Annotated in this window: 18 protein-coding genes; 4 read left to right on the plus strand and 14 right to left on the minus strand. The window is 36.6% G+C overall.

Annotation, left to right across the window (positions count from 1 at the left end; all coding sequences use genetic code 11):
* Nucleotides 1-49 precede the first annotated feature (49 nt).
* Nucleotides 50-943, minus strand: a complete 894-nt coding sequence (gene rsmH / locus ABJ974_RS00340) for a 16S rRNA (cytosine(1402)-N(4))-methyltransferase RsmH (RefSeq protein WP_419869412.1) — start codon at nt 941-943, stop codon at nt 50-52.
* Nucleotides 944-986: 43 nt separating this feature from the next.
* Nucleotides 987-1,445 (minus strand): division/cell wall cluster transcriptional repressor MraZ, encoded by a 459-nt coding sequence (gene mraZ / locus ABJ974_RS00345; RefSeq protein WP_419869413.1) that lies wholly within the window; start codon nt 1,443-1,445, stop codon nt 987-989.
* Between the two features lie 272 nt (nt 1,446-1,717).
* Between mraZ and ABJ974_RS00350 the strand changes: the two genes are divergently transcribed.
* From ABJ974_RS00350 to ABJ974_RS00360, 3 genes are read left to right on the plus strand one after another with little or no spacing between them, the layout of a single operon-like run.
* Entirely contained in the window at nt 1,718-2,479 is a 762-nt protein-coding gene (locus ABJ974_RS00350) for an alpha/beta fold hydrolase (RefSeq protein ID WP_419869414.1), read from the plus strand.
* A gap of 56 nt (nt 2,480-2,535) precedes the next feature.
* Nucleotides 2,536-3,162 carry a ribosome biogenesis GTP-binding protein YihA/YsxC gene (yihA, locus tag ABJ974_RS00355; RefSeq protein WP_419869415.1) on the plus strand — a complete coding sequence of 209 codons (627 nt, stop codon included), beginning with the start codon at nt 2,536-2,538 and terminating at the stop codon, nt 3,160-3,162.
* Complete coding sequence (locus ABJ974_RS00360) at nt 3,152-3,604, plus strand: GNAT family N-acetyltransferase (protein ID WP_419869416.1); 453 nt, start codon at nt 3,152-3,154, stop codon at nt 3,602-3,604. Before yihA ends, ABJ974_RS00360 begins: the two co-directional genes overlap by 11 nt.
* Before the next feature lie 34 nt (nt 3,605-3,638).
* Here ABJ974_RS00360 and ABJ974_RS00365 read toward each other — a convergent pair whose 3' ends face one another.
* The 5 genes from ABJ974_RS00365 to ABJ974_RS00385 all read right to left on the minus strand — a co-directional run bounded on the left by ABJ974_RS00365 (nt 3,639) and on the right by ABJ974_RS00385 (nt 7,053).
* A complete protein-coding gene (locus ABJ974_RS00365; protein ID WP_419869417.1) occupies nt 3,639-4,136 on the minus strand; it encodes an SH3 domain-containing protein in 498 nt (165 codons plus the stop codon).
* A gap of 10 nt (nt 4,137-4,146) precedes the next feature.
* Nucleotides 4,147-4,359: a hypothetical protein gene (locus ABJ974_RS00370; protein WP_419869418.1), complete on the minus strand. Its 213-nt coding sequence runs from the start codon at nt 4,357-4,359 to the stop codon at nt 4,147-4,149.
* Nucleotides 4,360-4,469: 110 nt separating this feature from the next.
* Nucleotides 4,470-5,135 carry a response regulator gene (locus tag ABJ974_RS00375; RefSeq protein ID WP_419869419.1) on the minus strand — a complete coding sequence of 222 codons (666 nt, stop codon included), beginning with the start codon at nt 5,133-5,135 and terminating at the stop codon, nt 4,470-4,472.
* 11 nt (nt 5,136-5,146) lie between these two features.
* Nucleotides 5,147-6,826 (minus strand): tetratricopeptide repeat-containing sensor histidine kinase, encoded by a 1,680-nt coding sequence (locus tag ABJ974_RS00380; RefSeq protein ID WP_419869420.1) that lies wholly within the window; start codon nt 6,824-6,826, stop codon nt 5,147-5,149.
* Nucleotides 6,827-6,891: 65 nt separating this feature from the next.
* Nucleotides 6,892-7,053 carry a hypothetical protein gene (locus tag ABJ974_RS00385; protein ID WP_419869421.1) on the minus strand — a complete coding sequence of 54 codons (162 nt, stop codon included), beginning with the start codon at nt 7,051-7,053 and terminating at the stop codon, nt 6,892-6,894.
* Nucleotides 7,054-7,425: 372 nt separating this feature from the next.
* Here ABJ974_RS00385 and ABJ974_RS00390 point away from each other — a divergent pair, with 372 nt between their 5' ends.
* Nucleotides 7,426-8,481 (plus strand): hypothetical protein, encoded by a 1,056-nt coding sequence (locus ABJ974_RS00390; protein WP_419869422.1) that lies wholly within the window; start codon nt 7,426-7,428, stop codon nt 8,479-8,481.
* Nucleotides 8,482-8,532: 51 nt separating this feature from the next.
* Here ABJ974_RS00390 and msrA read toward each other — a convergent pair whose 3' ends face one another.
* The 7 genes from msrA to secA form a co-directional block, all read right to left on the minus strand.
* On the minus strand, nt 8,533-9,189 hold the full coding sequence (msrA, locus tag ABJ974_RS00395; RefSeq protein ID WP_419869423.1) for a peptide-methionine (S)-S-oxide reductase MsrA: 657 nt from the start codon (nt 9,187-9,189) through the stop codon (nt 8,533-8,535).
* A gap of 107 nt (nt 9,190-9,296) precedes the next feature.
* Nucleotides 9,297-10,265 (minus strand): ROK family protein, encoded by a 969-nt coding sequence (locus ABJ974_RS00400; protein ID WP_419869424.1) that lies wholly within the window; start codon nt 10,263-10,265, stop codon nt 9,297-9,299.
* Between the two features lie 79 nt (nt 10,266-10,344).
* Nucleotides 10,345-11,571 carry a PepSY-associated TM helix domain-containing protein gene (locus ABJ974_RS00405; protein WP_419869425.1) on the minus strand — a complete coding sequence of 409 codons (1,227 nt, stop codon included), beginning with the start codon at nt 11,569-11,571 and terminating at the stop codon, nt 10,345-10,347.
* Nucleotides 11,572-11,621: 50 nt separating this feature from the next.
* On the minus strand, nt 11,622-13,739 hold the full coding sequence (locus ABJ974_RS00410) for a TonB-dependent receptor (RefSeq protein WP_419869426.1): 2,118 nt from the start codon (nt 13,737-13,739) through the stop codon (nt 11,622-11,624).
* A gap of 10 nt (nt 13,740-13,749) precedes the next feature.
* On the minus strand, nt 13,750-14,940 hold the full coding sequence (locus tag ABJ974_RS00415; protein WP_419869427.1) for a PepSY-associated TM helix domain-containing protein: 1,191 nt from the start codon (nt 14,938-14,940) through the stop codon (nt 13,750-13,752).
* Between the two features lie 40 nt (nt 14,941-14,980).
* Nucleotides 14,981-17,134 carry a TonB-dependent siderophore receptor gene (locus tag ABJ974_RS00420; protein WP_419869428.1) on the minus strand — a complete coding sequence of 718 codons (2,154 nt, stop codon included), beginning with the start codon at nt 17,132-17,134 and terminating at the stop codon, nt 14,981-14,983.
* 254 nt (nt 17,135-17,388) lie between these two features.
* A complete protein-coding gene (gene secA, locus ABJ974_RS00425; RefSeq protein WP_419869429.1) occupies nt 17,389-20,460 on the minus strand; it encodes a preprotein translocase subunit SecA in 3,072 nt (1,023 codons plus the stop codon).
* Between the last annotated feature and the right edge of the window lie 26 nt (nt 20,461-20,486).

Here is a 20,486-nt window from a genome sequence, read left to right on the forward strand (position 1 = left end):
TTTTTTGACACCCCTCCAGGGGAGGGGAATTGTTTTCTCCGGGTAGGATTTATACTTTTATTCCTATGCGCATTTTGGCGCTTCTTGCTCTTGAGTTTTCTTCAATTTCGCTTTCATCGGGAATGATCGCTTTGCTCTGAAGCAAATCAAATGCCTTTTTATAGTTTCCGTAGATATCTCTTTCCGGTTCTCCTTCAAACATTCCGTTCTTTAAAAACCTTTTAACCAAGCGGTCTTCCAGTGAGTGATAGGAGATTACTACCAGTCTTCCCTTGGGTTTCAGTACTTTATATGCCTGCATCAGCATTTCCTTTAAAACCTCGAGCTCCTGATTTACTTCTATCCTGATGGCCTGAAAAAGCTGGGCATAAAACTTATTGACTTTATGGGGAGGAATGTAGCTGAACAGCTTTTTTAAATCCTCCGTGGTTTCAATACTTTTGCTTTTTCTTTGATGAACTATTTCTCTGGCCAGTTTTCTGGCTTCTCTTAATTCGCCATAATGATAGAACAGATCGGCAAGTTCTTCTTCTTCATATTCATTGATCACTCTTTTGGCATCAAGGTTCTGCATGACGTTCATTCTCATATCCAAAGGAGCATTACTTCTGGTTGAGAAGCCTCTTTCTGCTTCATCAAACTGGTGGGAAGAAACTCCAAGGTCCGCCAGAATTCCGTCTACTTCGGAAATCCCATGCATAAGAAGGGAGTTTTCCAAAAACCTGAAATTCTGATTAATGAGTGTAAATCTGGGGTCTTCAATGTTATTTTTAAGCGCATCCAAATCCTGATCAAAGCTAAACAGTTTTCCTTTATCGGAAAGTCTGTTTAAAATTTCTCTTGAGTGACCACCGCCCCCAAAAGTGCAGTCCACGTATATTCCGTCTGGATTCGTCACCAAATCATCAACACTTTGTTTCAACAAAACGGGGTTATGATACATGTTTTATTTGTGTTTCGCTTATTCTACAATTATTAGCACGGTGCTATTCTTCATCGAAAGAGCCCATTACATCTTCGGCAAGGCTTGCGAAATCGGCTTCATCGGTAGAAATCACCTTTTCATAGGCTTCTTTATCCCAGATTTCAAATAATTCTCCTGCACTGGTGATCACAATATCTTTTTTAAGGTCTGCGAAAACCGTTAAGTCTTTGGAAATCTGAAGTCTTCCTGCATTGTCCAATTCTACTGTTTTTACTCCTGCCGTAAACATTCTTATGAAATCAGCATTCTTTTTAATGAATCTGTTTAGTTTATTAATTTTGTCCATCAGCTTATCCCATGCTTTCATTGGATAAACTTCCAGGCAAGGTTGGAACACGGAACGTTTGACTACAAACGCCTTATCATCAAAGTTCTCCATCTGTTTGATTAAAGATGAAGGAACTTTTAAGCGACCTTTGTCGTCAATTTTACACTCATATGTTCCAATGAAATTCTTCATTTGGGACAAATTTATATAAATATTTCCAAAATTTCCCACTTTTTCCCACTTTTTGACTTAATGTTAATAAGTTTTATTAAGGAAGGAAATGTTGTGTTATAAATTGCTGATATGAAATGGTTTATAAAAAATGTTCCATGCTGCTTCTGAAAAAGGTTTTGAAAAAAAGCGGGAAAAAGGACCTTATTGTATTATTTTTATTTTAAATTAGGGATATCAAAATATTTTTGAGGTTTAATTTGTATTTTTGCAAGGCTTTATTAAGGCATTTTATGATATTTAGTACAAAAAAAGAAAAGAAATATACCTATATAGAGGCAGGTGAGGGGCACCCGTTAGTTCTGTTGCACGGATTAATGGGGGGTCTGAGTAATTTCGATAAGATGGTGAATTTTTTTTCGGAGAGGGGCTATAAGGTGTATGTACCTCAGTTACCAATCTATGATTTACCGGTACTTAATACCAATCTTACGACGCTTGCCAAGTATATCATCAAGTTTATTGAAAGCCATATTTCGGAGCCTGTAACTATTGTAGGAAACTCAATGGGAGGGCATATCGGTCTCATACTTACGTTAGCAAGGCCGGATTTAGTGAAAAATCTGGTTCTGACGGGAAGCTCCGGCTTATATGAAAGGACATTTGGGGATAGTTTCCCAAGAAAAAGTGATAAATCTTATATAAGAAAGAAGACGGAAGAGGTTTTTTATAATCCAGCGGTAGCGACCGAGGAGTTGGTGGATGAAGTATTTGATGTTGTTAACGACAGGATGAAAGGAATCAAAACGGTTATGCTGGCAAGAAGTGCAATTAAGCATAACATGTTGAATGATCTTCCTAAGATTACCTGTCCCACCTGTCTTATCTGGGGAAAACAGGATAATGTAACTCCGCCGGAAGTGGCAGAAGATATGCATAAGTTCATTCCTAATTCCGATTTGTTTTGGATCGATGAATGCGGACATGCTGCCATGATGGAGAAGCCTGATGAATTCAATGAGATTCTTTATGAATGGATAAAGAATAGAATATAAATTTACAATGACCATTAAGAACATTCTTAATGGTTTATTTTTCTAAAATTTCAGCAATGGTTATTAAAACAGCAGATTTTGTAAAGAGTAGTGGTAAATGGCAGGACTGCCCGGAGCCCAGTATTCCCGAATATGCATTTATAGGAAGATCAAATGTAGGAAAGTCGTCATTAATCAATGCGATGATGAATAAGAAAGATCTGGCCAAAACTTCACAAACGCCGGGGAAAACCCAGCTTATTAATCATTTTTTGGTGAATGGTAGCTGGTATCTCACGGATTTACCGGGATATGGTTATGCAAAAGTTTCGAAATCCCTAAGAAAAGATTTTGAAAAATTAATTACCAATTATATTTTAAACCGTAGAAATCTGGTTAATCTTTTTGTTTTAGTAGATTCAAGACATAGTCCTCAAAAGATTGATATGGAGTTTATCCAATGGTGCGGAGAGAGCGGAGTTCCTTTTTCTATTGTTTTTACCAAAGCGGATAAGCTGAAACCGAATGTATTGATTAAAAATGTGGAAGATTATAAGAATGAGCTTCTGAAAAGCTGGGAAGACCTTCCGGAACTTTATGTAACGTCTGCAGAAAAGAAAGAAGGTGGTGAAGAAATCCTGAGTTTTATTCAGAAAACGAATGAGTTTTTAGCTAATAATAATGTAAGTTTTGATGAGCAATAATATGATCTGGAAGATTAAAAGCTTTGATGAGTTTACCGTTCCGGAACTGTATAAAGTTATTAAGGCCAGGGTGGATGTTTTTGTTGTAGAGCAGAACTGCCCTTATGCAGATTTAGACGGATATGATGAGAAAGCCATACACCTTTGGGCAGAAGAGAACGGTGAGGTCCTGGCTTACTGCAGAATTTTCGATAAGGGAATAAAATATAATGAAACTTCTATCGGAAGAGTACTTACTACAGAAAAGGGAAGAGGAAAAAGCCTGGGTAAACAGCTGATACAATATGCGATAGAGACTATTGAGAACCGTTTTCGTACTTCGTCTGTGAGAATTTCTGCACAGGATTATCTTTTGAGATTTTATGGCGGATTTGGATTTGAGGATACGGGTAAGAAATATCTTGAGGATGATATTCCGCATACGGAAATGGTGAGAAAATAAAAAAACGAAGATCAATCTTCGTTTTTTTGATGTTTTAGTTTTTAACATCCTGGTAAAACACAAAGCCTTCCGTACCTGTTTTCCAGATTTTTACTTCAAGCCAATTTTTGTGTTTCTTTATGAGAATTAATTTGGATCCCGATTTTATCTTTTCAATGACAGGGAACTCATGTCCCGGCCCTTTATAAATATTAACAATATTCTCTTTAGCATAAAATACACTGGCAGAGTTTATTGAGTTTTGATCTGTCTGAGATTTATTATTAACTTTAGAAATAACTTTTGCTCCTGATGATTTAGTCTTCTTTGCAGGACTGGAATAAATTCCTCTTACAGAAGAGGAACCCCTGCATACTCCACAAGAACCGCCGGAACTACAATGTCCACATCTCGAACAGTTGGAGCAGGCGGTACAGTACGCTGATCCTGTACATTTTCCGTCATGTCCTGTATTGTTGTTTGCTTTCATACAAGAAATAAAACAGAACAGGATGAATAAACCCGTAATGAAAATACTTAACAATTTTTTCATGGGTATTATTTTATCGGGTATGACATTTTGGGGAACAATAATAGCAGCCGTTTATCTTTGCGGAAGGATATCTTCTTTTGGCTTCGGTAACAGCGGTTTCACAAGAGTAGAAAAGCCCGAGAAAAATCTGATTTTGAGGTGAGGGTAAATATTGGCAGTTTTCACTGTGAACTTCGTGATCACCATTGGCTTGAACCACTTTATTGAGGTAATATTTTTTCATGGGATAATAGATGTATTTTATTTATTATCAAAAATAAAATGATTCTATTTTCATCCCTTACGGTTAACCGTAAAATAAACGAAAAAGTTCTATTGAATATTGCCGGGGATCTATATGATTCCTAAATCTTTGCAAACGGCAATTAACTGTTCATTATTGGCTACATTTAAAGACTCTTTGATCTGATTTAATCTTTTTTCTATACTGCTAAGGCTGTTAGGTTTAATATTATGTTTTTGAAGGTAGGCGGGAATTTCTTTTCGTAAGATTCCCTGTGTAAGGCAGGAGATTAACGTATGATCATAGGTTGAAAGCTCATACGCATTCAAATTCTTGACGGATTTTTGTAAATCATCCGTAAGATATTTTTGATCATTAAAAATTTCATGGATAGCCTGCTTAAGGTCCTTATTGTCCGATCTGGCTTTGCGTACATATCCGTCAATCTCATAGTTATTGAACAAGGAGTCGATGATCCCTGACCGGTTTTCGCTGGAGAAAACAATTACTTTAATACGGGGGTCTTCCCGTTTTATATGTTTTATAAGTTCTTTGCCGTCCTTTATTTTTTGGGTATAATGATCTTCTTCAAAAGAAAGGTCTGTTATAAGAAGATCATAGGGTATATTTTTACGGATACCTTTTTTAATTTTTGCCAATGCGTCATCACAATAATAAACATGGTCCACATTTTTGATATTCAATTCTTCCAAAACTTTTTGAACAGATAAATTAGCACTTTCGTAATCTTCTGCAATTAAAATTTTTTTAAACATTTTTCTTAAATTTAAGAAACTGGAAATGAAATATTAATTTTAAGTCCTTTTTCTGTTTGAGTTTCAAAAATAATTTTTCCTTTTAAAGATTTAATACGGTTTTCCGTATTTTGAATACCATTTTTAGGTTTTAGCTGATTTTTTATTCCTATTCCGTTATCTGAATAAAAGAGATTGATATCATTTTCATTTCTGGTAAACCGGAAAACCACCTGGCTGGCAGAGCTATGCTTTTTCATATTTATCATAAGTTCTCTTATGACCTGGAAAATATCTTCTTTTTGAGATAAGGATAGACGATCCCATATATATGAGTCATTTCCGACAATGAAAATTTTGCGGTCTTCATTTTGAAAAGTTCTCAGAAGTTTAGAAACTTTTTCATTAAAACTTTCTTCTTCATTCGGACTTATGTTTTCATAAGAAATATTTCGGGATCTCTCATAAACTTCTTCCAGCCTGTTCAGCACTCTGTCTTTGTTTATATGGTCCTGGTTTTCAATTTCGGTCATGACATGATAAATTCCGTTGGCAACTTCATCGTGTACCCTTTTTGAATATCTGAGTGCCATATTTTTTACTTCCAGGGCTTTTTCCCGTTTCATTGTTTTTTTTCGCCATATGTATAGGCTAATTACAATCAATATGACAATTAAAAGTACTCCAATACTGATTTTCTGTTTTAGGATAAAGTTGTCATCTTTAGCTTTTTCAGCAGTTAATCTTTCATTTTCCGCTTTTTTTTCTTCTGTTTCATAACGGATGAGGGCGAATTGATTTTTAGCAGAATTCCTGGCTGTCTGAGTACTGTCATTGATGGTCTGAAACCGTTTAAAATATTTTAAATAATTATCCGGATCCAGAATAATTAATTTCTGTAAAGCTTCCAGCTGGTCATCAGGATTTTTAAATTTATTAGTAACCGCATATCTTTTAAGAGCGTAGGTCTGAGCTTTTGCAGAATTTTTATTCTCATAATAGTCAGTGAAACAAGCCAAAGCAAAGTTTTGTCCTATATAATCCTTTTCCTCTTCTCTGATCTCTAAAGATTCTTTATATAAGGGAATGGGATTAAAATCAGGATTTATCATGTAAGATGCTTTTCCATAATTGTTTATTACCCGGGCGTATTCTACTCTGTCCTTAGTGGATTCTGTGCTGTTTAATACCAGATTAAAATAGTGTAATGCGGTAGGGTAATCTTTTTTCAATAAATGAGAGTATCCGATATTATTGAGATAGACTAATTTGGCAATGGTATCGTTCGATGTTTCTATGGCTTTATGAAAGTATTCAATAGCTTTATCATATTGTCCCAAACTTTCGGATACAATAGCCATACAATTATAATTGGAAGACTGGGTTTCTTTATTGTCCGGATCCGGTTTTTTAATTGATAAAACTTTAACTGCTTCAATAGAGGTTTGCAAACTACCATTATAATCTCCCTGATTGGACATTATAATAGCCATATTTACCAGTGACTTTCCGGCCATTAGCGAATCTTTCTCCAGTAGAAAAGACTCTTTGGCATCATTATAATATTTGAAAGCTTCTTTTTCGTTGGTAGTATGTTTTGCTAGATCGTAATAGAGGTTACTTTGGCTATGGTGTTCAGTTTTTTTTTGTTTTTCTCCTTTACATGAATACAGAACAGTAATGATGATAAGGGGGAAGTATAAGTATCTCATGTGTTTTTATTTCATGTTAAAGTTAAAAAAAAGAGCTGTATAATTAATATACAGCTCTCTGATAATTAGTCTAAAGGAGGTCTTTGCCCGCTTCCTCCACTAGTATCTCCATCCATTCCCTGGCCTGTTGAGGCCTCTGAATTGCTGGTTTGTACTGTTGTTATTGGAGTATTGTTGTTATTTGTAGTTGCATTGTTATTATTTGGAAATGCTAGACCTAATAGCATTAATATGAAATGAATCATGTTTTAAAATTTAAAAAATTAAGTTGTATTTCTTCCTCTCGTGATTTTTATTCACGAGCTGTACACATTTGAAAAGAAGCGCTTCTTAAATTTTTGGGAAGTATGATGATCTAAAATGAAAACTAAAATTGCTTCCCAGGTCAGATAGTAATCTTCACTTTATCACGTCATTGTGAAATCTGTTTTGTACATTTGCTCTGATAGCTACTCAGAGTTGTTTTGATTTCTAATGCAAAGGTAGGGTTGCAATGTTCTGATTCATAGGAGGATTCCCGTAATTCCAATGATTCTAAAGGAATTCTGATTATTCCAATTAAATTCCCTAATTCCGGGTGATTAGGATGTGTTATAGAAATGTTTATTATTTATAAGGAAAAGGTAGTAGAAGCCTATCGGTGGAAAAAAGATAAAGGTTTACTTTCTCTTAATCTTTCGGCTCCTACACCTTCCAAATTGAAAAAGGAGAGTCAGATCGTTTATTCGGAAAGATATATGGAAAAAGACACCGGGACATTAAGGCTTTTCTTTCCTGTGAAAGAGGGAGTCAGCGATTATAGTATTTCCATCAGGAATCTTGATACGGATAAGTTTAAACCGCTTAGTAATTTCTTAAAAGGGTTAACATCAGAAACAGAAGATAAAAATATTGAGCTTCTGGCATGGCTTATTGATTTTGATAATAGACCCTATAATGCTCAGGTAAGCTATTCGGAAATCATATTTGAAGAAGAAAAAGAAACGGGAGAAGATGAGAAGCTGCCTGGGCAAAATGAGGATGTAAGCCAATCAGATTCTGAAAATTCCGATGATTCCAATGAAGAGGAAAAAACGGAAACTATTGATAATGAAGTTAATACAGGTGAAAAAGAGGAAAAAAAATTACGATCTCGATGGAGAGAAGTTGTAATAGGAAGTGTGAGTGCAGCATCCATTTTTTTGGCAGGATATACGGTGTGGGATAATAAGCAGTTGGTTGGAGATAAAATTGTGATGAAGGGTAAGGACAGTTCTCAAATTCAAGGGGAAATTATCCTGACTCCGACTGCAAAAGATATTGTACAGGAAAGCCATGAAGAGTCCCAAATAAAAAGTACAAAGAATGTAGCAGATAGTTCCTTCAATAAAGAGATAAAATGTATGTATTGGAATGAAGATCATTATCAGGAGGTATCATGTGATGATAAAAATATAGCCGGCACGCCAGTGGCCCTGGATAGGGATATGCTAATTAAATTCAGGAAGATCACTTTTCCGGATACCCTTACAGAAAGGTCGATAGATAAAGTCTGGTACTTAAAATCTGATAATAAATTAGAATTTTTTACGAGCTCAGGATATCACCCCACAAAAAAAGCGAAACTGAAAAAGCTGTCAAAATATATTCTTGATAAATACATTAAGGAGAATTGAAATAATAATTGGATTTAAAGAAAAAAGCGAAGAAATCTCTTCGCTTTTATATTATTCCGCTGTTTCGGTGTTCAACATTCCGAGTTCTCCGAAATGCTTTTTAAACTTCTGGATTTTAGGGCCTACTACCGCGCTGCAATAAGGCTGTGTAGGGTTTGCATTATAATATCCCTGATGATATTGCTCAGCCGGCCAGAACTTTTCGAATTGAGTAAGTTCCGTGACATATTTTCCCGGCCATTTTCCTGAAGCTTCGGATTTCTTAATGGCTTCTTCCGCTTTTTGTTTTTCAGCATCATCCTTATAGAAAATGACGGATCTATACTGGGTTCCGATATCATTCCCCTGTCTGTTAAGCTGGGTAGGATCGTGGAGGAAGAAAAATACGTCCATAAGCTGTTCATAAGAGATAATTTTAGGATCATAAGTGATCTGTACGACTTCGGCATGTCCGGTGTCTCCTGTACAGACTTCCTCATAGGTCGGATTAGCTTTATGTCCTCCGGAATATCCGGAAATAGCGGATTTTACTCCTTTCAGCATATTGAAGCAACTTTCTACACACCAGAAACACCCACCTCCAAAGGTGATCTGCTCTAAATTATTGTTATCCATGTTGGGTTGGTTATTTTGTTGAACGACTTTTTTCTCTTGTCCATTGCAGGAAATGAGGAAAAAACTAATCAAAAGTAAGAAAAACTTTTTCATTTTGTGATGTCATTAATGGGGAATAAACAACAAAAAACACACCGTTTCGAAGAGGGTGTGTTGTTATATAAAAATATTTTTTTTGTAAAATTGATCTGAAGAATAATCTATTTTTCCCAGACTAAGGCACTTGCTCCTAAAATAGCAGCATCGGCTTCATCCAGCTCACTGAAAACCAATCTTACCTTATTTCTGAAAATAGGAAGAAGATTTCTTTCCATATAAAGTTTCGCCGGTTTTAAGATAAAGTCTCCTGCTTTAATTACTCCTCCGAATAAAAGAATAGCTTCCGGAGAGGAGAACATAACAAAATTGGCCAATGCTTCTCCTAGTTTCTGACCTGTATATCGGAATACTTCAATAGCAATGGGATCACCTTTTAAAGCACATTCATGAACTGTTTTGGAGTTGATAGCTTCTTCAGGAAACTGATTAAGCATGGATTCCGGAAATTCTGCTCTCATTTTTTTTGCAGTAATGGCAATTCCCGTAGCGGAGGCATAGGCTTCCAGGCTTCCTTCTGATCCGGTGCTCCAGTGTTTTCTACCACCAGGTTTTACAATGGTGTGCCCTAATTCTCCGGCAAACCCGTCATGACCATAGATAAGATGTCCTCCGGCTACAATACCACTTCCTACACCTGTTCCCAAAGTGATCATAATAAAATCTTTCATTCCCCTTGCTGCTCCATACATCATTTCTCCAAGCGCTGCTGCATTGGCATCATTCGTCATTTTACAGGGAGCTCCAAATTTTTGGGACATCATGTTACCGAATTGGATCACTCCTTTCCAGGGAAGGTTAGGGGCAAGCTCTATGGTTCCTTTATAATAATTGGCATTAGGGGCACCTACACCGATTCCTTCAAACTTTTTTCCGGAACAGTGTTCACCCACTAAGGGCTGAATTTCATTGTAAAGGGCATCAACAAAATCTTCGGGGTTGTTGTATTCATCAGTCCGGATAGCTCCTTTTACTAAAATTTCCCCTCTGTGATTTACTAAGCCGAACTTAGTGTTGGTTCCACCGATGTCAATACCTAGTGCAACCTGTTTTGATAGATCTACTAATGCCATTTCTTTCTTAATTCAGGGCCTAAATTTATAAAAAAAGATTGTATTTTATGAAGGTTACCGATAGAATTCATCGAAAAAATTAATTTTGAATGCAGTGGACCTTTTGGGGTGATTTCTTTTTTCTTCTTCCCCACCAGATCATAAACCCGGTTACAGGAAGGGATGCGCAAATTAAGCTGACAATAAATGCAATGATTTTAGTAGGAAGTCCTAAAATAGAACCTACATGAATATCATAATTGGCAGAAACCACTTTTTCTCCGAAATCTTTATCTTTTGGATCATGAGTGTGTAAAAGTTCCCCCGAGTTTTCATCAAAAATAAGATTGCTGCTTTTATGATAAGAATAGGATAGGTGCTTTACATAAACCCCGAAATTGGGATGTTCATGGTCATCCATATGCTCATGACCCAAATCGATGGAAAAAGCATATGCCTCAGGATATTTTTCATGGACGGTATTGATAACTTTATCGAGGGTCGAAGCTGTTCTTTGTTCGATAGGAGCTTTAGTGGTAATATGTGAAAAGTCGGGATATTGGGTGTTGCCCCCTGAAAAGATCACATAGATCATAGCCTGAACGAAAAAGAAGGCATAAAATAGACCGGTGATGGAGAAGATAAGGGCAAAGATGGAAGCATAAAACCCAAGGACATTGTGTAAGTCATAGTTCTTTCTTTTCCAGCTTTTGATATTCTTCCATTTTAAAGAAAACCGCTGCTTTCTGGCTGCTTTATTTTTGGGCCACCAAAGAATGATTCCTGATATCAGCATGAAAACAAATATGAGAACAGGGATTCCCACGACATAAGTTCCCCATTCCTGCTTAAGTAAATAGCTCCAGTGTATGGATTTAATAATACTGAAAAAACCGTTTTTCTCATCATAAACCCTCAGCACTTTTCCGGTATAAGGATTTACATACGCAGCTTTATAAACCGGAAATTCATCAAAGTAATTCCATGCATTGGTGTTATGCTCATACCAATAAAATAAATAAGACATGTTTTTATCCAGTGGTACATTTACCCAATGGATAGGGTATTTTTCTTTTACCTGATCGGCCACCAGCTTTTCCAGGGTTCGTATCGGAAGGATTTTTTTGCTGTCTATATTCTGCTCATGATGATAAATAACATCCTTTCGGGTATAATTTTCCACCTCATCTTTAAATACAAACAATGCTCCCGTAATGGAAATAATAAAAATTAAAAAACCGATAACCAGCCCAAACCACAAATGCAGTCTTGCTGTCCATTTTTTAATAAAGCCCGGCTTCTTTTTATGATGATGTTTTTTCTTCATGCTAACGGAAAGTTTTGCAAATATATGGTATAAGTTTTTATTTAGATTAATTAAAATTTATATTCTATAATAAAAGTTCCTCTCATTCCTAAAGAATTGGTAAAATCGCTGTCTCTGGCTGCCCACCATGAAATATTCGGCTGATATAATCTGTTGAATAGGTTTTCAATTCCTAAAGAAAGCTTCCAGTTTTTGTTTATTATATAACTGGATTTGAAATTGAAGACCGTATATTCAGGGACTTTTCCTTCGCCATAAGAATATAATCCGGTTTTAGGACTGGGATCAAACCTGTTTTGTTTAAAGGAATTCAGCATATCCAGTTCTAATGATAAAGGATGAATAGGTCTTACCTGAATATAAGCTAGAACTTTGGGTGCGGAGATTCTGCTGTTATTGATTTTACTTGAATAATCTCCGTCATTTTTTAAAGAAGTAATTCCTTCCATCCAGCTGTAACTCCCTCCAAAGTTAATCCATTGGGCCGGACTGAAATGTAAAAAGCCTTCCACACCATATACGATCTCAGGCGATCTTTGAATGGTTAATGCCCGGTCAGCACTTTGTACAAACGAAGCTCCCAACTTGGAGGTACTTACATAGGAAGTGATTTCATACGTAAGCCATTTGGAAAGCTGACCTGTGGCTCCGAGTTCATAATTATTGACAATAATAGGTTTTGTTTCCAGGTTGGCAATTGTTTCAGAGGTTGAGGTTCTTAAAATCCTTCCCAATTCATTAATAGAATAGGCCTGCGAAAAGCTTGCAAATAAATTGATAAAAGGGTCGACATTATAGCGTATTCCAAGATTGCCTACAAAGGCATTATATTTCAGATTTCCACCTTTCACAAAGATACTTTGGGTGAAAGTTCCGTCACTTTTAAGCGTGGAAAGCGTATTGAAATCATCAACTTTTACTTTGATGTTTTCATATCTCAGTCCTCCTTTTAAAGTAAGGTTTTTAAGCAGATCGATTTTAATTAAAGCAAAAGGCGCAAGATTGGTCATATCCATATCGGGGGTCCAGTATCTGCCGTCTTCAAGTTTCTGTACGGTCTGATCATTTAAAATATCAAATCCATAAATGATCTCCCCCTGGAAATTTTTGGTATTCCACAATTGGGTATCAAAATTCAGACGGGCTCCTTTTTTACGGGAGATGACATTGGATTGTCCACCATTGAAAAATGTATCACTGTATCCGTAAACGGTTCTGAAATCCTGATAGTAAAGATTAATATTTAAAGCCGTTCCGGTAAAAATATTTTTGTTGTCATAGCTTATTTTAAAATTATGATTTCTCGGGGTTCCCTGTGGAGTGGTTTCAAGTCCTTTTCCTATTCCTTCCCCTATGGTAGGTGTGATTCCGTATTTTCCTGTTTTTAATCCGAGATCAAGATCGGATTTTGAGGCATACCCGATATAGCAAGCTTCAATTCTCTGATTGGGATTAAGGTCATAGCCTAACTTCAACATACCGTTGTAATTATCCATTTTAGCAGGGCTGTAGCTGGGGCTTACATTATTCCCGTCCGCATCTTTCATATACCCTGTTCTCTCATATGCGAAAGAGGCTACAAAATCTAATTTCTTCGTAATCTTTCCGGATAATAACTGGCTGGCTCGTATTCCGAGGGTTCCGCCATAAGGCTGTCCGGTAAACCCAAGCTGTGAAAGACCCGATATTTTTTGGTCTGTTCTGTTTTTACGGGTGATATAATTGATAATTCCTCCATCCGCACCATTTCCATAAATAGACGATGCCCCTTTGATCACTTCAATACGTTCAATAACTGAAGGATCTATAACCCGGAGATCTCTTGTTCCGTTTCGAAGTGGGGTAGACTGGGGAATTCCGTCAATAAGTACAAGTACCTGTCTTCCTCTCAGGGTCTGCCCGGTATTGGATGTCTGCCCTGAGCTGGTGGCTAAACTCGGAACCGTATACTGCAGTATGCTTGTAATATCGGAATTAACAGTAAGCTGAGACTGAACCTGCTTTTCCCCGACTATGGTAACTGAGCCTGGAATTTCTTTAATATTTTCTTTTTTTCTCGAAGCAGTTAGAACAACTTCGTCTACATTTTTAGTTTGCAGGCTGTCTTTAGTTTGTGCCCATATATTGGCTGAACCTAAACAGACGGCCGACAGTAAGATTTTATTCATCCCTAAATTTTTATTTTTTCTTACTTGGTTTCTTTTGTTTTCCCCACCAGAACAAAAAGCCTGTAATGGGAAGTGAGGTGCAGATAAGCCCAGTGATGAACCATATTATCTTGCCGATTACCCCGAAATAGGATCCGGTATGAATGTCATAATTGGCATGGGCATATTTCTGAGCATTGTTTAAATCTTGATGAGGTAGGTTGTACAGGAGCTTGCTGGAATATTTGTCAAATACCAACTGGTTTCTGATATTTAGCTTTCCTTCCTGTTGATAAACTATAATGGGAAGATTTTGAAGAGCCTTTCCTTTTTTATTTTTTCCATTCAATGGAATTCTGAAGCTTGAGGAATTTCCATAAAGTTCTTTGGTCTTTTGAGAAGCCATATCGTAAACGTGATTTCCAGTTGAGGAATTAGATTTAACAGAGCCAAACTCTTTGTCTTTTGGAAGTTCCCAGGATCCGGACAATATAAGATTAAAGGTATTTTTTACATACGGATAAGAAAAATAGATTCCTGTAATGCTAATGAGCAAAGCAATAAAAGAAGAGTAAAAGCCCAGGATCCTGTGAAGATCATAGTTTTTTCTTTTCCAGTTTTGGATGTTTTTCCATTTGAACCAGAAGCTGCCTTTTGTTTTTTTATTTTTAGGCCACCAGAGGATAATTCCGGAAACTAACATAAAAATAAAGATTATAACAGGAATCCCTACTACATACTTCCCCCAATCAGAGTTGAGAAGCAAACTCCAATGGATATATTTTATGAGGTTGAAAAAGTCATATTTTTCATTATAAACTCCTAAAATTTTACCGGTGTACTGATTGATATAGACCGTTTTATTGACCAGTACCTCCTCAAAATAATTCCAGGCTCCTTTATTTTTTTCATAATACAGAAACTTATAAGATTTATACTTATTTAAAGGAATGTCTACGGAGGCCAGCGGATATTTTTCTTGGACTTCAGAGCTCACTTTTTTCTTCAGTATATCTATAGATAAAGGAACACCATTTGGATTTTTAATATAAATTACTTCTTTGCGGAGGAGCTGCTGGACTTCATCTTTAAAAACATATAAAGTCCCTGTCAGGGATATTATAAAAACGATAAGTCCTACCGATAGCCCCAGGTATAAATGCAGTTTTCCTACCCACTTTTTGAGGGGAGAAATCTTTTTCTTATGATGTTTTTTATTCATATATAAAAGGCTAACCTGGTGGCTAGCCCTTTAAGATTATTTAGAATTTGTATCCTATTGAGAGTCTGAAGTTTCTTGGGGCTTCAGCCTGATAGTAATATCCGCCTCTTGTAGTCCCGTCAGCCATAGTAAAATTAATACTACTTCCACTATAAAGATATCTGTCAAACAGGTTAAATACATTAAGACCTACTTTGAACTTAGGGTTCTCCCAGGAAAGACCTGCATCAAATTTCACATAGTCGTTCATTTCTAGAGGAGAGCTTATGCTGCCCCAATTCCAGCTGCTTCTTCCCGCTAGGAATGTTCCTCCAAAACTTAATCCGAAACCTTGCAAGGCCCCTTCTGTAAAAGTATAGTTTAGCCAACCATTTAAAGCGTGTTTTGCATATCCCGGAACTCTTTCTCCTTTTTGATGTGTTTCTGTGGTTTCTGAGTATTTGTTTTCTGTGAATGCGTAATTAAAAATAGCATTGAACCCTCTAAAGATTTCTCCCTTAAGATCAAATTCAACTCCCTGTACTCTTGTTTTTCCCAGAAGGACGGAATAGATTCCGCTTGGATCGGTTGGGTCTCCAGTTATCGCATTATTTTTATTAATGTTGTATAGGGAAAGGGTTGTATTCCATTTTCCGGCAAACCAATCTTTCTTAAAACCAACTTCTACATTGTTTCCGGTTATTGGTTTTGCAGTATTCCCATCTCTGAATAATCCAGTCTGTGGCGTAAATGCCTGATCATATAAGGCATAAGCAGATGTATTATCATCAAATGAATAGCTTAAACCGATACGGGGGGTAATTCTGTTAGCTTCTGATTTTGTGTTGTAGTTATTCTCTTTTACATTAGTGTAACGGGCCGCTAATGTCAATCTTAAAGCATCATCCAGAAAACCTAATTCATCCTGTAAATAGATTCCTGTATAGTTTTGTTCAATTGTTCCGTATGGGGTTGCTCTTTCTAATAGAGATTTACCTTCTGCATCAAAATGTGGGTATCCATTACTTGGAGCAGTGTAAGTTGTTGAATTTAAATCAAATGGATTTTCTGCGGTGTCTAAGTTACCTTTTCTGTTCCAGTCTGCCAGATACTTTTTTGAACCTAAATCCAGACCAGCTAAGATTTTATGAGAAACAGGGCCGGATTTAATATAACCATTTAAAAATGCTTGACCGAATTTCATCACATTACTTGCTTCCCAGAAATTCAGTGTCCTTATAAACTGTGTATCCGATATAAATGCTCCTGGCCAGATATCACTCCCCATCGTATATTCATTCAGGTATGTCAATTGAGTTGTTAACTTCCAGTTTTCATTAAACTTGTGCTGCAAATTAAGATTTACTGTATGATTAGTAACTTTTGTTGGATCTATACCAGGGTCTGTTACTGTATATTCTACAGGTTTTGTTCCATATCCTTCAAAGCTATAAACATAGGCCGACCCTACTTCTGACATTTTAGCCTTTTGGTAAATGTATTCCGCAGTTACAGTTGTATTATCGGTAAGATTTACTTTGAAAGATGGATTGATTATATACCTGTCATTAAATTCGTAATCTCTGAAGCTTTTTTTGTTCTGGGCCATCAAATTTAACCTAAAGGCAACTTTATCAGTAATTTTTGTATCAATATCAGTTTCTCCTCTGTACATATTGAAACTTCCCAAAGTGACTTTGGCAGAACCGTTAAAAGCTTGTCCGGTAGGCTTTTTGGTAACAATATTATAAATACCACTAGGCTCTCCATTGGACATTAAAAATCCTGATGGGCCTTTGATAATTTCTATGTGGTCTACATAGCTCATATCTTCACTTAGAGGTCCCCAGTTGGAAGTGACATTTACTCCATTAAGGAATGCAGCAGCTCTTGCTCCTCTCATATTAATTCTTGTGTACATATCACCCCAGTGCTCAAGTCGTTGGGCACCTGCCACGTTTCTTAAGACCTCGCCCAAAGTGGTTACCTGCTGATCTTCCAATGCACGGTTCGTGATGATAGAAATATTTTGTGGAATTTTTATAAGTTCTTCATCTAATCGAAGTGAAGAAGAGCCTTGTTTTTCTACATATTTTTTGTAATACTTCCCGTTTACAATTACCTCTTCAATATTTTTAGAATTAATAGTATCCTGTGTTTGTGCAAGCACAATTGTTGTTGCTAATAGCGCAATCCCTAGTGTTATTTTTTTCATTGTTTATAAGTAAGCATTCTTCCTTGTGTATTTATAACCCAATTGTTTAAAATTTACATTATCATCTTAATGTATTGCACTGGATGACAGATCACTTTTACAAGATGAAAAGAAGAATTTTTTGCAAATATATTGTTTTTAATTATTCTAAATAAAACAAATTGTTGATTTTTATCATGTTATTTTTATTTGCAGCATAAAAAAATCGCTTCAAAATACATTTGAAGCGATTTAAATTTATATTAATCTGTTTCTTAAGCCGGGATTTCTCCTTTGTATAAGAAAGAAATAATTTCTTTATTCATCTTATCTACCATTTCACTGAAGAGGTGGAAAGATTCCTGCTTATAAATTACCAGTGGATCTTTTTGCTCATATACAGCTCCCTGAGAAGATCTTCTTAAATCATCCATTTCACGTAGATGGTTTTTCCAGTTCTCATCTATAATGGCAAGGGTGATATTCTTTTCAAAATCGTTGATAAGACTTTCACACTTGGTTTCGTATGCTTCCTGAAGATCTGTAACAATGGTCATGGTTTTAATTCCGTCAGTGAAAGGAACCTGAATCATTTTAAACATAGAACCCTGGTTCTGATATACATTTTCAATGATTGGGAAGGACTTTTCCTTTAAAAGGTTCAGCTTCATCTGATAATCCTCCTGTGCTGCATTAAAAATAGTATTGGTAAGATCCTGAACATTTTTATTTTTAAAATCATTCTCGGAAACCGGAGATTCCATTGTAAATGTTTTAATGATATCATATTCGAACTCTTTATAGTTTCCGGTTGCTTTTCCTTGGGCTGCAATGGTATTCGCAACATCGAAAATCATATTTGTAATGTCATACTTTAGGTGATCTCCGAATAAAGCATTTTTTCTTCTTTTATAGATTACATCACGCTGCTTGTTCATTACATCATCATACTCAAGAAGTCTTTTTCTGATTCCAAAGTTGTTTTCTTCTACTTTTTTCTGAGCTCTTTCGATAGATTTACTGATCATAGAATGCTGAATAACTTCACCTTCCTTATGACCCATTCTGTCCATCATTTTAGCAATTCTTTCAGAACCGAATAAACGCATCAGGTTATCTTCGAGAGATACATAGAACTGGGAACTTCCCGGATCTCCCTGACGTCCGGCTCTACCTCTCAACTGTCTGTCAACACGTCTTGAGTCGTGTCTTTCGGTTCCGATAATGGCAAGTCCTCCTGCGTCCTTAACTTCTTTGGTAAGCTTAATATCGGTACCACGACCCGCCATGTTGGTGGCAATGGTTACTACTCCCGGTCTACCGGCTTCAGCAACGATTTCCGCTTCTTTTTTGTGAAGTTTCGCGTTCAGTACCTGGTGAGGAATTTTTCTTAACTGAAGTGCTTTTGATAAAAGCTGTGAAATTTCAACCGAAGTTGTACCTACAAGAACAGGTCTTCCCTGTGAAGTCAGGTTTTCAATTTCTTCAATTACAGCGTTATATTTTTCGCGGTTGGTTTTATAAACCAAATCCTGTTTATCATGTCTCAAGATAGGACGGTTGGTAGGAATAACCACCACGTCCAGTTTATAGATTTGCCAAAGTTCTCCTGCTTCTGTTTCCGCAGTACCCGTCATTCCCGCAAGCTTATTATACATACGGAAATAGTTCTGAAGGGTTACCGTTGCAAAAGTCTGGGTAGCCGCTTCAATCTTTACATTTTCTTTGGCTTCAATAGCCTGGTGAAGACCGTCTGAGTAACGGCGCCCTTCCATGATACGTCCCGTCTGCTCATCCACGATTTTTACTTCACCGTCGATGACTACATATTCATCATCTTTTTCAAATAATGTATAAGCTTTCAATAGCTGGCTCATGGTATGAACTCTTTCTGACTTTTCTGCAAAATCAGAGAAAAGCTTTTCTTTAGCTTCAAATTCTTCTTCTTTGGATAAATTTTTAGCTTCCAATTCTGCGATTTCTGTTCCGATATCAGGAAGAACGAAGAAATTCGGATCGGAATTTCCCTGTGACATATACTCGACTCCTTTGTCGGTAAGGTCTACCTGGTTGTTCTTTTCTTCAATTACGAAATAAAGATCTTTATCTACAATCGGCATATCGCGGTTGTTGTCCTGCATATACTGGGCTTCCGTTTTTTGAAGCAATGCTCTGTTTCCGCTTTCCGATAAAAATTTGATTAATTGTCTGTTTTTTGGTAAACCTCTGTAAGCCTGAAGTAATTTGAAGCCTCCTTCTTTTGTATTTCCTGCTGCAATTAATTTTTTAGCTTCATTAAAAATAGCGGAAACCGTTTTTTTCTGAACCTCCACGATTCTGTCGATGGAAGGTTTAAGAACATCAAATTCCTGTCTGTCCCCTTGAGGAACCGGACCTGAAATGATTAACGGAGTTCTGGCGTCATCTACTAATACGGAGTCTACCTCATCCACAATCGCAAAATTAAGCTCTCTCTGAACTAATTCTGAAGGAGAGGAAACCATGTTATCTCTCAGGTAGTCAAAACCAAATTCATTATTGGTTCCGTAGGTAATATCTGAATTGTATGCTTTTCTTCTTCCGTCGGAATTAGGCTGATGATTGTCGATACAGTCTATGCTCATTCCGTGGAACTGATATAATGGTCCCATCCATGCGGAGTCTCTTTTCGCCAGATAGTCGTTTACCGTTACAACATGTACCCCTCTTGCAGGAAGTGCATTCAGGTAAATAGGTAAGGTTCCTACTAAAGTTTTACCTTCCCCGGTGGCCATCTCCGCAATTTTTCCACTGTGAAGAATAACCCCACCGATAAACTGTACATCATAATGTACCATATCCCAGACAATCGGAGTTCCGGCAGCGTCCCACGAGTTTTTCCATACAGCGGTATCACCCTGTATTTCCACAAAATCCTTGGTAGCAGCAAGCTCTCTGTCCCAGTCTGAGGCTTTAACGCGGATTTCTCCGTTCTCAGCCCATCTTCTTGCTGTTTCTTTTACTAATGCAAAAGCTTCCGGCAGAATTTGGCTTAGGACAGATTCTTCAATGGTGTAAGATTCTTTTTTAAGAGCTTCTATTTTTGAGAACAGAGCTTCTTTTTCATCTACATTGGTTGAATTTTTTATTTGCTCTTGGATCTGTTCAATTTGAGCGGTTATTTTGCTGGTTGCAGATTTTATATTCTCTTTAAACTCAGCAGTTTTTTCTCTTAGCCCATCATCGGATAATTGTTGGATGGTTGGCTCAACAGCTTTGATTTTTGTTACAACTTTTTTTACTTCTTTTAGGTCCTGCGCTTTTTTGTCTCCCAAAAACCCTTTAAGAACTTTATTTAAAAAACTCATAAAAATTTTAATTTAAGCCCATAACC

The sequence above is a fragment of the Chryseobacterium sp. CT-SW4 genome, from assembly GCF_048572715.1.
Classification (GTDB): domain Bacteria; phylum Bacteroidota; class Bacteroidia; order Flavobacteriales; family Weeksellaceae; genus Chryseobacterium.